Origin of the sequence: uncultured Maricaulis sp. (genome assembly GCF_947259345.1) — a bacterium.
Taxonomy (GTDB): Bacteria; Pseudomonadota; Alphaproteobacteria; order Caulobacterales; family Maricaulaceae; genus Maricaulis.
In genome coordinates, this window is record NZ_CAMYLS010000010.1 from 1 (window position 1) to 15,483 (window position 15,483).

The following is a 15,483-nucleotide window of genomic DNA, read 5'->3' on the forward strand; positions in this document are numbered from 1 at the left end:
ACGGCGCGGTGCGGGGCGGGGCTCCGAGCGAGACGCCGTGGCGGCGGCCGCGACGGCGCGGGGCGCCATGATCGGCTCGTCCATTTCGATTCCGGCATCCGCCCACCAGGCGATCAGCGCTCGCAGCGCTTTCTCGTCATGTGGGGTAAGGGCAGGTCCGGACTGGGTCATGTTGACGTGCACGTTAACGTAATAGCTTTGATCCCGACGGCGGGACGCGCTAGATGGGTAGTCGATCCTAGGGTATGACCGAAGACCTGCAAGCCGAACACCGCATAAAACAGACGCTGTACACAAAGAGGGAAGGTGCCAGCCTGATGACCGACACCGCAATCGAACGCGAATCCATGGAATACGACGTCATCATCGTCGGTGGTGGCCCGGCCGGCCTGTCCGCGGCCATCCGCCTCAAGCAGATGGCGGCTGATGCAGGTTCGGAGATTTCCATCGCCCTGCTGGAAAAGGGGGCCGAGGTCGGCGCCCACATCCTCTCCGGTGCCGTGGTCGATCCCAAGGCGATGAATGAGCTCTTCCCGAACTGGAAGGAACTCGGCGCGCCGCTCGAAGATCCGGTCAAGACCGACATTTTCGAAGTGCTCGGCGAGGCCGGTTCGATCAGCCTCCCGACCCTGATGTTCCCGCCGCTGATGAGCAATCATGGTTGCTATATCGTGTCTCTGGCCAATGTCTGTCGCTGGCTGGCCGAGCAGGCTGAGGCGCTGGGCGTGGAAATCTATCCGGGCTTCCCGGCTGCCGACCTCATCGAGGAAGATGGCGCCATCAAGGGTGTCGTCACAGGCGATTTCGGTCTGGCCCGCGATGGCGGCCACAAGGATGGCTATCAGCCGGGCATGGAGCTGCGCGGCAAATACACGCTGATCGGCGAGGGCGTGCGTGGCTCGCTGGCGAAAAAGCTGATCAGCCGCTTCAACCTGTCCGAGGGCAAGGAACCGCAGAAATTCGGGATCGGCATCAAGGAACTCTGGCGCGTGAAGCCGGAGAACCACAAGCCCGGCATGGTCAAGCATACCATGGGCTGGCCGCTTGACGGCCAGACTGGCGGCGGCTCCTTCATGTATCATTTCGGCGATAACCTGGTTTCGATCGGTTATGTCGTTCACCTGAACTACAAGAACCCCTACCTGTCGCCCTTCGAGGAATTCCAGCGTCTCAAGACCCACCCGGCCATCTCGCCTGTGTTTGAAGGTGGCGAACGGATTTCCTACGGCGCCCGTGCCATCACCGAAGGCGGTTACCAGTCTGTTCCCAAGCTGGCCTTTCCGGGCGGTGGTCTGATTGGCTGTTCGGCCGGATTCGTGAATGTGCCGCGCATCAAGGGCAGCCATAACGCCATGAAGACCGGCATGCTGGCGGCGGAGAGCGTTTTCGCCGCGATCACCGATGGGCGCCAGCATGACGAGCTGACCGAATACCAGAGTGCCTACGAGAACTCCTGGGTCGCCAAGGACCTCAAGCGCGTCCGCAATGTGAAACCGCTCTGGTCCAGGCTGGGTACTTTTTTCGGCGTCGCCTTTGGCGGGCTGGACATGTGGTGCACCACGATCTTCGGCGGCTGGTCACCCTTCGGCACGATGGGCCATGGCAAGACCGACGCGGAAAGCCTCGAGCCGGCCTCCAGGCACAAGCCGATCAATTATCCCAAGCCGGATGGTGTTTTGACCTTTGACCGCCTGTCGTCGGTCTTCATCTCGAACACCAATCACGAGGAGGATCAGCCGATCCACCTCAAACTCTCCGATGAAGAGCTGCAGAAGATGTCGGAGCTTGGCGAGTTCGCCGGTCCGTCGACGCGCTATTGCCCGGCGGGTGTCTATGAGTGGGTCGAGGACGAGACCAGCGGCGAACAGCGCTTCCAGATCAACGCGCAGAACTGCGTCCACTGCAAGACGTGCGACATCAAGGATCCCAACCAGAATATCAACTGGACGACACCGGAAGGTGGCGGCGGTCCGATGTACGCCAATATGTAGACCCCACCGCCTCCGGCCCTTGCGCCGGAGGGATTGCAGAGCGAGCATGCGGACATGAGTTCATCAGTCCGCATGCTCGCCCTCTGCCTGGCCGCGACGGCCTTCTCATCCTGCGCCAGCACGTCTGCGCCGCCCGAGGAGGGAGGCTCTGTCTATGGCGCGTTCCTGGCCGCGCGCTATGCCGGTGTGAACCGCGATGTCGACGGGGCAGCGACGCACTATGCCCGGGCCCTCGATCAGGCCCCCGGCAATGCGACGCTCGCCGACCGGGCTTTCATCACGACCCTGTTGTCGGGCAATACGGATCAGGCGGCACAGCTGGCCCGCTCGACCGTCCAGGCCGGTGACCCCAGTCGTCTGGCCACGCTTTATGTTGCCGCCGACCAGATTGCCGAGCGCCGCTATCGTGATGCCATTGCCAGCCTGGAGGCGGCGCCTGATTACGGCCCGTTCAACACGCTCATGCGCGATCTCCTGATCCAGTGGGCGATGATGGGCGAGGGCCAGGCGGTGGCGGCCATGGATGCCGCTAACGAGACGCAGGCGCCGGGCTTCCTGTCGTCTCATCTCTGGCTTCACAAGGCGATGCTGGCGGATGTTGCCGGCGAGGCAGAGGCCGCCGATGCGGCTTACCGGACTGCGGCCTATTCGGCCGTCTTCCCGCGCCTGGCGACCGAGATGTATGGCAATTTTCTCGAGCGCGAGGGACGCCCGGACGAAGCCCGGGCCCTGTATGAGACAATGCTCGAAGCCAATCCGGACGGGCCCTTCGTCACCGATGCGCTGCGTCGCCTCGATGAGGGCGCGCGCCCGCGCCGCCGGCCCGGAGTGGCGCAAATGGCGGGTCGGGCCCTGTTCGGCCCGGCTTCCGACCTCGCCGAACAGGCCGATATGGACCTCTCGGTGATTTATCTGCGCATGGTTCAGCGCCTGGATCCGGACTATGCCCCGACCCGTCTGGCGCTGGCCGGGACATTGAGCCGGATCAGCCTGCCCGACGCTGCGCTTGCGGAATATGCCGCGATCACGGACGCCCCCTTTCGTTTCACGGCCGAATTCCAGCGCATTCTCCTGCTGCAGAATATGCAGCGTACCGAGGAGGCCAACCTGCTGGCCAATCGGCTCTGGACCGAGGATGGCGGGGTTGAAACCAAGCTCCTGGTCGCCGATCTGAGGCGGATCAATGGACAGTGTGGTGAGGCCATTCCGCTCTATGAGGCGATCATCGCAGATCGCGATGTGCCGGCCGACTGGCGCTACCATTATTATGCCGCGGCCTGCTATCTTGATCAGGATGACTGGGCGTCGGCGGAGGGGCACTATCTTGCCGCGCTCGAACTCGCGCCGAACGAAGCCACCTTGCTCAATGACCTGGGCTATTTCTGGATTGATCGTGGCGAACGCATCGAAGAGGCTTTCGCGATGATCCAGCAAGCCGCTGATGCTGACCCGTCGAACGGCAATGTCATCGACAGCCTGGGGTGGGCGCACTACCGGCTCGGTCACTACGAGGCGGCGGTTGAGGCTCTCGAGCGTGCGGCCGCGCTGGCGCCGGGCAATGCGACCGCGAATTACCATCTCGGCGATGCCTATTGGCAGGTCGGGCGCGAGCTGGAAGCCGGTTTCCAGTGGCGCCGGACGCTCGATCTCGATCCGCGTCCCGAGCAGCGTGAGGGGCTGGAGTATCGCCTGACCCATGGCCGTCCCCCGAATGAAGAACAGCATGTGGCCCAGGAACTGACGACTGCGGGTGATGATACCGCGGGTGAACCGTGACACCAGAGCCGCTCACCGAGCTGGCCCCGGCCAAGGTCAATCTGACCCTGCGCGTCGGTGCGCCGCGTCCCGATGGGTATCACCCCCTCGACAGCCTGGTCGTCTTCGCGGATTGGGGCGACACGGTCGAGGTGCGTCCGGGGCCCGGCCTGCTCCTGACCCTGTCCGGCGAAGCCTCCCGCAGCCTGCCGCCAGACGGCAATAATCTCGTTCTCCAGGCCGCGCGCGCGCTGCAGGCAGCGGCCGATATCGATGACGGCGCGATGATCCGGCTCGACAAGCAGATTCCGGTCGAGGCCGGGCTGGGCGGTGGTTCCGCCGATGCGGCCGCGACGCTGCGCGCGCTCAACCGTCTTTGGGGTCTGGACTGGACCCTCGACCGGCTGGCCGAGATCGGTCTCAAGCTGGGCGCGGATGTGCCGGCCTGTCTCTATGCCCGCCCGCTTCGCATGCGCGGGATTGGGGAGTGGATTGACATCCTGCCCGCCTTTGACGCGTTTGATGCGGTCATACTCAATCCGGGCGTCGCGGTCCCGACCGGGCCGATCTTCAAGGCCTTCGATGCCGCCGACCCGGCGCCGCTTGCCGAGGCCGGCCCGATGGGCGAGGACCGGCTCGACTGGTTGCGGGGCGAGCGCAATGATCTGGAAGCGCCGGCGCTGGCCTGTCATCCGGAGATCGCCCAGGCACTCGACTGGCTGCGTGATCAACCCGGTGTCGAGCTGGCGCGCATGTCCGGCTCGGGTGCGAGCTGTTTTGCCCTGTGCGCTGATCGCGCTTCAGCGGAAGCGATTGCGAAAGCCTATGATGGTTTCGCCCGCGCCGTTCGCCTGACCGGAGCGGTGCGGTGATTGTGACGATCTGGCCGCTGCTCGCGGCGTTCATCCTGGCGTGGAGCGTGGCTGGTCTCGTCCTGCGCGTCGGCATCCTCGATCATCCCAACCAACGCTCCAATCACGCCCAACCGACGCCGCGCGGCGGAGGGCTGGGCATTGTCGTCGGTTTTTTCGGCGCGCTCGTTTTCATCCCCGTCATGGCGCCGACCGACGGCGCAGCCTTGTTTGGCCTCGCCTTGTGCACCGTGATGGCGGCAGGTCTGGGCTTCGTCGATGACCTCGTCACGTTGAATGAGCGCCCGAAATTTGCGGTGCTGAGCCTGATCAGCCTGGCCCTGGCCGGGATGACGGGGCCGGTCACCGATCTGGGTTTTGCGCTGCCCTGGATGATCGGTTGGCTCGGCTCGGCGCTCTTTGCGTTCACGCTCGCCAATGCGGTCAATTTCATGGACGGGTCGGACGGTTTGATGGCGGCGAGCCTAATCCCGGCGGCGCTGGTCCTCGCCATCCTGGGCGAGGGACCTTTCATGCTGGCCGCGCTGGCACTGGCGGCTTCGCTGGCCGGCTTCGCGGTCTGGAATGCGCCGCTTCTCTCGGCTCGCGGGCGCCTCTTCAGTGGTGATGTGGGATCGCTGGGGGCGGCGGTCATTCTCGCCGGGCTGGCACTGGTCTGGGCCTCCCGCGCACCATCAGGGTCAGTCTGGCTGGTGCCGCTGCTCGTGCTTCCGCTTCTGGGCGATGTGCTGCTGACCATGGCGGCGCGGGTCAAGGCCGGGCGATCACCCTTCGTGGCGCACCGGGCCCATGCCTATCAATTGCTCATCGCCCTGGGGATGAGCCATGGGCGTGTGGCAATGATCTGGGGCGGGATGAGTGTCGGCTGTGGCGTGCTGGCGCTGGTCGCCAACGCGGTCTCGCCGATGGCCGGACTGCCGGTCTTTGTGCTGGCGGTGATTGCTTTCAGCGTGCTGCATCAGGCCTGGCGCCGCAAGGCGCGGGCGGCCGGTCTCGATACCTGGCAATAGGCCGGGAGATCAGTAAGCGCGTTCGACCACGAAGTCGGCGAGGTCTTCCAGGGCGACGCGCCATTTATTGGCCGGGAAGATGGCCAGCGCCTCACGGGCGCGTCGGGCATGGGCGCGGGCCTGATTGACGGTCGCTTCCAGTGCGCCATGAGATTTGATCAGGCGGATGGCGGTGTCGAAATCACCCTCGGCCTGTTCGCCGCGCGCAATCACGCGGTCCCAGTATTCGGCCTCGCTCGCCGACGCGGCGGAGATTGCCAGCGCGACCGGCAGCGTCACCTTGCCTTCGCGGAAATCATCGCCGGTGGATTTGCCCAGCTTGGTCGAGGCCCCATCATAATCCAGCGCATCATCGACCAGCTGGAAGGCCAGGCCGAGTTCGCGGCCATAGGTCTCCAGTGCCGCTTCCTCGCGGGCATCTCGGCCGGCGACAATGCCGGAAACCTGCGCTGCGGCGGCAAACAGGGCGGCGGTCTTGGCATCGATGATCTGCATATAAGTGTCGACCGAGACGCCGACATCCTTGACCGCGGACAGCTGGCGCACTTCGCCCTCGGCAATCGTCGAGGCGGCGTCGGACAAGACGCCCAGCGCCTTCATCGATCCCGCTTCGACCATCAGGGAGAAGGAGCGCGCGAACAGGAAATCGCCGACCAGGACGGAGGAGGCATTGCCCCAGACCAGATTGGCCGCGACCTTGCCGCGGCGCATGCCGCTCTCATCGACGACATCATCGTGCAGCAGGGTGGCGGTGTGGATGAATTCCACCGCGGCGGCGAGCTTCAGCGGGGCAATATCGCTGTAACCCAGCATGTTGGCGGCGGCGACCGTAATCATCGGGCGTACGCGCTTGCCACCGGCTTCGATCAGATAGCGGGCCAGTTCCGGGATCAGCTCGACATGACTGTCCAGCCGCTCGAGGATAAGCGCGTCGACCTTGCGCATGTCGTCATAGGCCAGAACTGCCAGCGCTTCCGCGGCATTCGGGATCTCGGCGCTCTTCGCTGCCGCGGCCGTTTTGACACTCACCATGCTGTCCACGCCAGCTGTCCTCTTGATGCAGGCTCAATTGCTTCCGACAATAGAAATCGACGGACCGCCCGGCAAGCACAAGGGGCGGTGACGAAACAGCACAGGTCAGGGCGCTGATCCTGTGTCGGTCCCACACAGCGCCATGCGGCGCGGAGGTATGCCCCAGTGAAAGAAGTCCTGCGGACCAATGACCCGGTCAAGCTCTCCTATGCTCAATCAATTCTGCGCGATGAGGGGATTGAACCCATCGTGCTCGATCAGGGCATGTCCTCCATGTATGGCGGCGGTCTGCCGGTCATCAAGACGCGCATCATGGTGATTGACGAGGATGCCCACATGGCCGCGAGCCTGCTGGCCGAGCTGCAGGAAGAGGACCGTCCGTGACAGCGGACAGCGCCACCACGCTGGACCGCCTGCTCGACGGGCGGGTCGTCCTGCGCCAGGGCCGGGATGGCTATCGCGCCGGCATGGATGCCGGCCTGCTCGCGGCGGCGCTGGACGCGAAGGAGGGCGAAACCCTGGCTGAATTCGGCTGCGGCGCCGGTGCAGCGCTGATGTGCGCAGCCTGGCGGCTGACCGGGGCCAGCTTTGTCGGCGTTGAGCGCGATCCCGAGGCGGCCGCCCTTGCGACCGAGAATGCGGCGGCCAACGCGATGGGCGTGCGGGTGAGCGCCCAGAACGCCGATATCATGCAGCTTGGCACCTCGCTGAAAGTCGACCAGGTCTTCTTCAACCCGCCCTTCTTCGACGACCCCAAGGCCCTGCGAGCCCCGAAAGACGAAAAGCGCGCCGCCTGGCTGACCGGCGATGTGCCCTTTGCCGATTGGGTCCGCTGTGCCGCGCGGGCGCTGAAGGCCAAGGGTCGGCTGACCCTGATCCATCGCGCCGATCGTCTCGCCGACATCCTCACCGCGCTTGACCGGTCCTTCGGCTCGGTCGTGATCAAGCCGATCCATCCGCGCAGCGGCGAACCGGCCAAGCGTGTCATTGTGCAGGCAACAATTGGCGGCAAGGCGCCGCTTGTCCTGCTCGCCCCGCTGGTCCTGCATGAGGGTGAGGGGCATTCTGCCGAGGCCGACGCCATCCTGCGTGGGCGGGCTGTTCTGGAGATGGGCGCATGACCATAACGATCATTCTCGTCGTTCTCGCCTTCGTCCTGTTGATCGTGCTGGGCGCACGCGGACGCAAGCAGCGGGACAATGCGGCCGAGGCCGCGCGGCGGGCCGTGGAGGCACGCTTCGAGCGGCGTGATGAGGATGCTGCGTCGCACAAAGACGAGGACTCGCGTGCTTGATTAGACGGGCCGGCTTGCCTAGTGTCCGCGCGATTTCTTCATCTCGATTTTTCCAGCGGGAATTGATGCCATGGCCGCCGCGAAAGCGCCCTCCTTCCAGGAGCTGATCCTCCGTCTGCAGACCTATTGGGCGGGCAAGGGCTGCGCCATTCTCCAGCCCTATGATGTCGAGGTGGGCGCCGGGACATTGCACCCCGCGACCACGCTGCGCTCGCTCGGCCCGCGTCCCTGGAAGGCCGCCTATGTCCAGCCCTCGCGCCGTCCCGGCGATGGCCGCTATGGCGAGAACCCCAACCGGCTGCAGCATTATTACCAGTTCCAGGTCCTCCTGAAGCCGTGCCCGTCGGACATTCAGGACCTCTATTTGGGCTCGCTCGACGCCATCGGCATTGATCGCGATCTGCATGATGTCCGCTTCGTGGAAGATGACTGGGAAAACCCCACCGTCGGCGCCTGGGGGCTGGGCTGGGAAGTCTGGTGCGACGGTATGGAAGTCAGCCAGTTCACCTATTTCCAGCAGGTCGGCGGACTCGATGTCGACCTCGTTTCCGGCGAGCTGACCTACGGGCTCGAACGCCTGGCGATGTATGTCCAGGGCGTCGAGAATGTCTATGATCTCGACTTCAACGGCGCCGGCATGACATACGGCGACGTCTTCCTGGAGGCCGAGAAGCAGTATTCGGAATTCAATTTCGAACATGCCGATGTCGACATGCTGATCGAATGGTTCAAGGGCGCGGAAAACCAGTGCATGGCGCTGCTCAATCTCGACAAGCCGCTGCCCCTTCCGGCCTATGATTTCTGCCTGAAAGCCTCCCACCTCTTCAACCTGGTCGATGCCCGCGGCGCCATCTCCGTCGCCGAACGCGCCAGCTGGATCGCCCGCGTCCGAGAACTCGCCAAGGGCTGTGCCGAGGCCTGGGTGAAGAGCGAGCGCGCGCTGGTGGAGGCGGCTGAGTGATGAACTCGCTCTCACAGGTCCTTCCCCTTGATGGGGAAGGTGGGCCGGCGCGAAGCGGCGGGTCGGATCGGGTGAAACGCGTCAGCGTTCCGTCACCAATCGCCGATCACCCACTCCGTCTGGCCGCTGCGCGCCCAGCCACCTCGCCCATCAAGGGCGAGGACCTGACGAGCCAGGAGACCACCCCATGAAACTCCCCCTTCGCGGTGGCTGTCAGTGCGGCGCGGTTCGCTATGAGATCAGCGGGAAGCCGATGGCGCTGTATTGCTGCCATTGCGCGACCTGCCAGCAGCAATCCTCCTCGGCCTTTGGCATGTCCATGCTGGTGCCGCGGGACGGGTTCAAATATCTCAAGGGCGCGGTGGCGGCCTTTTCCATTCCCACCGACAGCAAGTCGAAGAAGCTGGGTCATTTCTGCGGGGATTGCGGCACGCGGATCGCCAATGACACGGCGGGCAAGCCGGCCCTGTCGCTCAAAGCCGGCACGCTGGATGATCGCGCCAAGCTGAAACCCGTCGGTCATATCTGGGTCAAATCGGCCCAGGACTGGATGATTTTTGATGAAGACGCGCTGATCTATGACGGCGCCCCGGATGACGGCTATTTCGCGCTCATGCAGCGCTACGCCGACCAGGAATACGCCTGACGGCGCAAGTGAAAGTCCGACACGATGTCCGAACTCCTGTTTGAAATCTTCTGCGAGGAAATCCCGGCCCGCATGCAACCGCGTGCCGAGGCCGATCTGGAAAAGCTGCTGGGCGACAAGCTCAAGGCGGCGGGTCTGGCCTGGAGCTCGCTGACCACATTTGCCGGTCCGCGCCGCCTTGGCCTGGTGATTGACGGTCTGCCGGTGAAGACGGCGGATGTCAGTGAAGAGCGCAAGGGCCCGCGCGTCGGTGCGCCGGACAAGGCCGTGGAAGGCTTTCTGCGCGGCGCCGGTGTCGCCTCGCTGGACCAGTGCGAAAAGCGCGAGGACAAGAAGGGCGAATTCTGGGTCGCCAAGATCGAAAAGCCGGGCCGGGCCACCGCCGAGGTGATCGCCGAGGCCATCCCCGAAGTGATGAAGGCCTTCCCCTGGCCCAAATCGATGAAATTCGGCGAGGGCGAGAAGACCCAGCGCTGGGTGCGTCCGATCCAGCGTCTGCTGTGCGTCTTCGGTGGCGACGTGGTGCCGGTCGAGGTGTTCGGCATCGCGGCGTCCAATATTACCGAAGGTCATCGCCGCATGGGCCGCGGGCCCTTCACCGTGTCGAACTACACCGAATACCAGGCGGTGCTTGAAGGTGAGGGGCATGTCCTGCTCGACCGTGCCGCCCGCGAAGCGCTGATCCTCGAGGGCGCGCGCCAGGTCTGTTCGGACGCCGGGTTTGAACTGGTCGAAGATGCGGGCCTGTTGACCGAGGTCGCCGGGCTGGTGGAATGGCCGGTGCCCGTGCTGGGCGAGATGGATCCGGACTTTCTCGATCTGCCGCCGGAAGTCATCACCCTGACCATGAAGACGCACCAGAAATATTTCGCGGTGCGTGATCCGAAGACCGGTCAGCTGGTCTCCAAATTCGTCACGATTGCCAACCAGGTTGCCCCTGATGGCGGCGTCGCCATCGCCGCCGGCAATGCCCGCGTCCTCTCGGCCCGCCTCTCGGATGCCCGCCACTTCTGGGACAATGACCGCAAGACGCCGCTCTCGGACATGGCGGCGCAGCTGTCGAAAGTAACCTTCCACGAAAAGCTGGGCACGGTCGCCGACAAGGTCGAACGCGTCGCCGCCCTGGCCCGCGAACTCGCCGCGGTCGTCGGCGCCGACCCGGACCTGGCCGAAAAGGCCGCTCGCCTGGCCAAGGCCGATCTCGTCTCCGAGATGGTCTATGAATTCCCCGAACTGCAGGGTGCGATGGGGCGGTATTATGCGCTCGACCAGGGCGAAGATGCTGCCGTCGCGGATGCGATCAAGGACCATTACAAGCCGCAGGGGCCGTCTGACGAAGTGCCGACCTCGCCGGTCTCGGCTGCCGTCGCGCTGGCTGACAAGCTGGATACGCTGGTTGGTTTTTGGGTAATTGATGAGAAGCCGACAGGATCGAAAGACCCGTTTGCCCTGCGCCGCGCGGCGCTGGGGGTAATCCGAGTTTGCTTGTCAGCGTCGATGCGGATTCGCCTGGTTGAACTCATTGAGCGCCATGAAGATCGAGTGCGTGTGTCAATGCGGAACCTGTCTCGGGGCTCCGTATCTGTCGATCCGGTGATTAAACGTAATCACTACCCGGCATATGGTCGGCATGTCAGCGATGACGCGACCGACCTCCTCGCCTTCTTCGCCGACCGCCTCAAAGTCCATCTCCGCGACGAGGGCATCCGTCACGATGTCATCGACGCCGTCTTCGCGCTCGGCGATGACGATCTTGTCCGGGTGACGGCGAAGGCGCGGGCGTTGCAGGCCTTTCTTGATACCGAGGATGGCGCGGCGCTGCTGGCGGGGAATAAGCGGGCCTCGAACATTCTCGCCAAGTCCGAGGGTGATCTCTCCGGTGAGCCGGATGCGGACTATCTCGCAAACGCGCCCGAATCGGCCGAGCGCGCGCTGATCGCGGCGCTCGCGTCTGCAGGCCCCGCGGCGACCGCGGCGCTGGCGGACGAGGACTTTGCCGCCGCGATGACGGCGCTGGCTTCGCTCCGTGCACCGATTGATGCATTTTTCGACGACGTGACCGTTAACACGGACGACGGCGCGTTGCGCCGCAACCGACTTCTCTTATTGTCCGCAATTCGCACGGCCATTCGCGCCGTCGCCGATTTCGACAAGATTTCAGGCTAGGGGCTCTTTCCATGACGACTGACACCAAGTGGGTTTACGCCTTTGGCGGCGGTGACAGCGAAGGCGAAGCCGGCATGCGCGAGCTGCTGGGCGGCAAGGGGGCCAATCTGGCTGAAATGGCCAAGCTGGGCCTGCCCGTCCCGCCCGGCTTCACCATCACCACGGAGGTCTGCACGGCGTTTTACGACAATAACCAGGCCTATCCCGACACGCTGAACGGCCAGGTCGAGGCTGCGCTGGCCAAGCTGGAAAAGGCGGTTGGCAAGGCGTTTGGCGATCCGGCCAATCCGCTCCTCGTGTCGGTCCGTTCGGGCGCTCGCGCCTCGATGCCGGGCATGATGGATACGGTGCTCAATCTGGGTCTGAATGACGAAACCGCCGAGGGGTTGGCCAAGCTCTCCGGCGATCGCCGCTTTGCCTATGACAGTTATCGCCGCTTCATCCAGATGTATTCCGACGTTGTTCTGGGCGTTGATCACGCCGTCTTCGAGGACATTCTCGACGGCTTCAAGGATGACAATGACTATTCCCTCGACACCGAGCTGAGCTCGGACGACTGGGAAAGCATTGTCGCCCAGTACAAGGCCGCTGCGGCGCGCGAACTGGGCCGGGATTTCCCGTCCGATCCGCGCGAACAGCTCTGGGGCGCCATTGGCGCCGTCTTCGGCTCCTGGATGACCGATCGCGCCAAGACCTATCGTCGCCTGCACGACATCCCGGCGAGCTGGGGCACGGCGGTCAATGTCCAGGCCATGGTGTTCGGCAATATGGGCGAGACCTCCGCCACCGGTGTTGCCTTCACGCGCGACCCGTCGACCGGCGAGAGCGGCTATTACGGCGAATTCCTCGTCAATGCCCAGGGCGAGGACGTGGTCGCCGGCATCCGCACGCCGCAATGCCTCACCGAGGCGATGCGCGAGAAGATGGGCGACGACAACCCGTCCATGGAAGCGGCGATGCCGGAGAGCTATGCCGAACTGGCCGCCGTCTTCGACAAGCTGGAACGCCACTACACCGACATGCAGGACATCGAGTTCACGGTCGAACGCGGCCGGCTCTGGATGCTGCAGACCCGCAATGGCAAGCGCACCGCCAAGGCGGCGCTGAAGATTGCCGTCGACATGGCGTCGGAAGGCCTGATCTCCACCGATGAAGCGGTGATGCGGGTCGATCCGGCCCAGCTTGACCAGCTCTTGCACCCGACCCTCGATCCCGATGCCGAGCGTGACATCCTCACCTCGGGCCTGCCGGCCTCGCCGGGCGCGGCCTCGGGCAAGGTGGTGTTTGACAGCGACGAAGCCGAAGAGCGCGCCAAGGCCGGCGAGAAAGTCATTCTCGTGCGTATCGAGACCTCGCCGGAAGACATTCACGGCATGCATGCCGCTGAAGGCATCATCACCGCTCGTGGTGGTATGACCTCGCACGCCGCCGTGGTGGCGCGCGGCATGGGGCGTCCCTGCGTCTCCGGGGCCGGCGCGATCAAGATCGATTATGCCAACAAGCAGTTCGTCGTCGGCCGCCGCATCGTCAAGGATGGCGAGATGGTCACGATTGACGGCGCTTCGGGCCAGGTCCTGATGGGCGAAGCCAAGATGATCAAGCCGGAGCTGACCGGTGATTTCGGCAAGCTGATGGTGTGGGCCGACAAGGCGCGGCGGATGAAAATCCGCACCAATGCGGAAACGCCGAATGATTGCGAGACCGCGGTCGAGTTCGGCGCTGAAGGCATCGGCCTGTGCCGGACCGAGCACATGTTCTTCGAATCCGACCGGATCGCCGCCGTGCGCGAAATGATCCTGTCGAATGACCAGGACGGCCGGGTGACGGCGCTGGACAAGATCCTGCCCATGCAGCGCGATGACTTCGCGCAGATCTTCCGCATCATGGGCGAGCGTCCCTGCACGATCCGCCTCCTGGACCCGCCGCTGCACGAATTCCTGCCGCACACCGAGGAAGACGTTTTCGACGTCGCCAAGGCGACCGGCCTGCCGGCCGACCAGCTGATGGCGCGGGCCCGTGACCTGGGCGAAAGCAATCCCATGCTCGGCCATCGCGGCTGTCGTCTGGGCATCACCTATCCGGAAATCTACGAGATGCAGGCCCGGGCGATCTTCGAAGCCCAGGTCGCGGTCGAAAAGGAAACCGGCTTCCAGCCCCTGGCCGAAGTCATGATCCCGCTGGTCGCCGCTCCCGCCGAGCTGGCCATTCTCAAGGCGCGCGTTGCCGGGGTCGCCAAGGCGGTTGCCGAGGAGACGGGCGGCAAGCCGAAATACCTGATTGGCACCATGATCGAATTGCCGCGCGCCGCCCTGATGGCCGGTCAGATCGCCGAGGATGCGGAATTCTTCTCCTTTGGCACGAATGACCTGACCCAGACCACATTCGGCCTGTCGCGCGACGATGCCGGCAAATTCCTTTCGGAGTACATCGAGGCCGGCATTTTCGAGAAGGATCCCTTCGTGACGCTGGATCGTGACGGGGTCGGTGACCTGGTCCGGATTGCAGCCGAGCGCGGCCGGGCGACTCGCGAAAGTCTCAAACTGGGTATTTGCGGCGAGCATGGCGGGGACCCGTCATCCATCGATTTCTGCGAGGAAATCGGCCTGGATTATGTGTCCTGTTCGCCATACCGCGTGCCAATTGCGCGCCTTGCCGCCGCCCAGGCGCGCCTGCGTCGACAGTAATAAATCCTTGTATTCGCCACTGAATATCCTGCCCCTCTTGGAAGGGGCGGGTATTTTCTTATTTGTAACCAAGTGCCCGGCTTGACCGCTATGGTCGCCTCAAATAGAGAGGCGCGCTGATTTCACGAAGGATTCAGACAAGGCGCGTCATGGTAATCTCGTCGCAAGACGGCACGATTCGTGAAAGGCCGAGTTTGACGCTGGACAGGAAATACGGAGATCGAATGGACCTCGACGCGGCACGCAGCCAGCAAAAGCAGGTAGCGACAGCATTGCACATGCTGGCGACCCTGGTGCTGTGCGCGATGACGGTCCTGCTTCTCAACCTGGCTTCCGACCGGGCCCGTGAACAGGACGAGACCCTCGTCTGGCAGGCCATGGCTGCGCGCTATCTTCAGGCCGGTGATGTCGACGCCGCCTGGCAGCCGCCGGAAGAATTGCGTTTCGCGTCGCTGACCCTGGAAGCGGACGAGGATGCCGGCGTTGTGCTGACAGCGCGTTCGCTGGATGACCTGCGTACCTTTGACAATACCCATCTGGAGTTAGCTGCCGGCATCTCGGCCGAGGTCGATTGCCTGGCGGAAGCGATCTATTATGAGGCGCGCAGCGAGGCCTTTGTTGGCCAGCTGGCCGTGGCCCAGGTCATTCTGAACCGGGTCGATAATCGCAATTATCCCAACTCGATCTGTGGCGTGGTCTATCAGGGCTCCGAACGCCGGACCGGTTGCCAGTTCACCTTCACCTGTGACGGGTCCATGGTCCGCGAGCCGCGCGGGCGCTCCTGGCGCCGGTCACAGCTGGTCGCCCAGCACGCCTTCATGGGGTTTGGCCGCGATGTGACCCGACGCGCGACGCACTACCACACGGTGGCGGTTGACCCGTATTGGAATGACGGCCTTGTGCGCACGCGCCGGATCGGCACGCATATCTTCTATCGTTTCCCGACCCTGCGCGAACGCGCAGCCGGCATTGTCCGCGAGCGCGACGCCTAGGCGGAAACCGGGTTTCCTCAGGCGGCGCCGGCCTGACTGGCACGGTATCGATGCTCCGGCCGCGACGTGATGAATCGCGC

At 64.2% G+C, this 15,483-nt stretch carries 13 protein-coding genes; 12 read left to right on the forward strand and 1 reads right to left on the reverse strand.

Annotated elements, in window-relative coordinates; all coding sequences use genetic code 11:
- The first annotated feature begins 317 nt into the window (after window positions 1-317).
- From Q0X62_RS05760 to Q0X62_RS05775, 4 genes are read left to right on the forward strand one after another with little or no spacing between them, the layout of a single operon-like run.
- Complete coding sequence (locus tag Q0X62_RS05760; protein ID WP_297732642.1) at window positions 318-1,991, forward strand: electron transfer flavoprotein-ubiquinone oxidoreductase; 1,674 nt, start codon at window positions 318-320, stop codon at window positions 1,989-1,991.
- A gap of 54 nt (window positions 1,992-2,045) precedes the next feature.
- A complete protein-coding gene (locus Q0X62_RS05765; RefSeq protein ID WP_297732644.1) occupies window positions 2,046-3,767 on the forward strand; it encodes a tetratricopeptide repeat protein in 1,722 nt (573 codons plus the stop codon).
- On the forward strand, window positions 3,764-4,618 hold the full coding sequence (locus Q0X62_RS05770) for a 4-(cytidine 5'-diphospho)-2-C-methyl-D-erythritol kinase (protein ID WP_297732646.1): 855 nt from the start codon (window positions 3,764-3,766) through the stop codon (window positions 4,616-4,618). The genes Q0X62_RS05765 and Q0X62_RS05770 overlap by 4 nt, the downstream gene beginning before the upstream one ends.
- Window positions 4,615-5,628 carry a hypothetical protein gene (locus Q0X62_RS05775; protein ID WP_297732648.1) on the forward strand — a complete coding sequence of 338 codons (1,014 nt, stop codon included), beginning with the start codon at window positions 4,615-4,617 and terminating at the stop codon, window positions 5,626-5,628. Before Q0X62_RS05770 ends, Q0X62_RS05775 begins: the two co-directional genes overlap by 4 nt.
- A 9-nt stretch (window positions 5,629-5,637) precedes the next feature.
- Here Q0X62_RS05775 and Q0X62_RS05780 read toward each other — a convergent pair whose 3' ends face one another.
- Window positions 5,638-6,660 (reverse strand): polyprenyl synthetase family protein, encoded by a 1,023-nt coding sequence (locus tag Q0X62_RS05780; RefSeq protein WP_297732650.1) that lies wholly within the window; start codon window positions 6,658-6,660, stop codon window positions 5,638-5,640.
- Window positions 6,661-6,825: 165 nt separating this feature from the next.
- Between Q0X62_RS05780 and Q0X62_RS05785 the strand changes: the two genes are divergently transcribed.
- From Q0X62_RS05785 to Q0X62_RS05820, 8 genes are all read left to right on the forward strand, one after another.
- A complete protein-coding gene (locus Q0X62_RS05785; protein ID WP_297732652.1) occupies window positions 6,826-7,044 on the forward strand; it encodes a DUF2007 domain-containing protein in 219 nt (72 codons plus the stop codon).
- Complete coding sequence (locus Q0X62_RS05790; RefSeq protein WP_297732654.1) at window positions 7,041-7,781, forward strand: methyltransferase; 741 nt, start codon at window positions 7,041-7,043, stop codon at window positions 7,779-7,781. The genes Q0X62_RS05785 and Q0X62_RS05790 overlap by 4 nt, the downstream gene beginning before the upstream one ends.
- Window positions 7,778-7,954, forward strand: a complete 177-nt coding sequence (locus Q0X62_RS05795; protein WP_297732657.1) for a hypothetical protein — start codon at window positions 7,778-7,780, stop codon at window positions 7,952-7,954. Before Q0X62_RS05790 ends, Q0X62_RS05795 begins: the two co-directional genes overlap by 4 nt.
- A 70-nt stretch (window positions 7,955-8,024) precedes the next feature.
- On the forward strand, window positions 8,025-8,915 hold the full coding sequence (locus tag Q0X62_RS05800; protein WP_297732659.1) for a glycine--tRNA ligase subunit alpha: 891 nt from the start codon (window positions 8,025-8,027) through the stop codon (window positions 8,913-8,915).
- Window positions 8,916-9,102: 187 nt separating this feature from the next.
- Window positions 9,103-9,561 carry a GFA family protein gene (locus Q0X62_RS05805; protein WP_297732661.1) on the forward strand — a complete coding sequence of 153 codons (459 nt, stop codon included), beginning with the start codon at window positions 9,103-9,105 and terminating at the stop codon, window positions 9,559-9,561.
- Window positions 9,562-9,585: 24 nt separating this feature from the next.
- Window positions 9,586-11,727, forward strand: coding sequence for a glycine--tRNA ligase subunit beta (glyS, locus tag Q0X62_RS05810; protein WP_297732662.1), 2,142 nt, complete (start codon window positions 9,586-9,588; stop codon window positions 11,725-11,727).
- Between the two features lie 11 nt (window positions 11,728-11,738).
- Entirely contained in the window at window positions 11,739-14,411 is a 2,673-nt protein-coding gene (gene ppdK / locus Q0X62_RS05815; RefSeq protein WP_297732664.1) for a pyruvate, phosphate dikinase, read from the forward strand.
- A gap of 224 nt (window positions 14,412-14,635) precedes the next feature.
- A complete protein-coding gene (locus Q0X62_RS05820; RefSeq protein ID WP_297732666.1) occupies window positions 14,636-15,403 on the forward strand; it encodes a cell wall hydrolase in 768 nt (255 codons plus the stop codon).
- Window positions 15,404-15,483 lie beyond the last annotated feature (80 nt).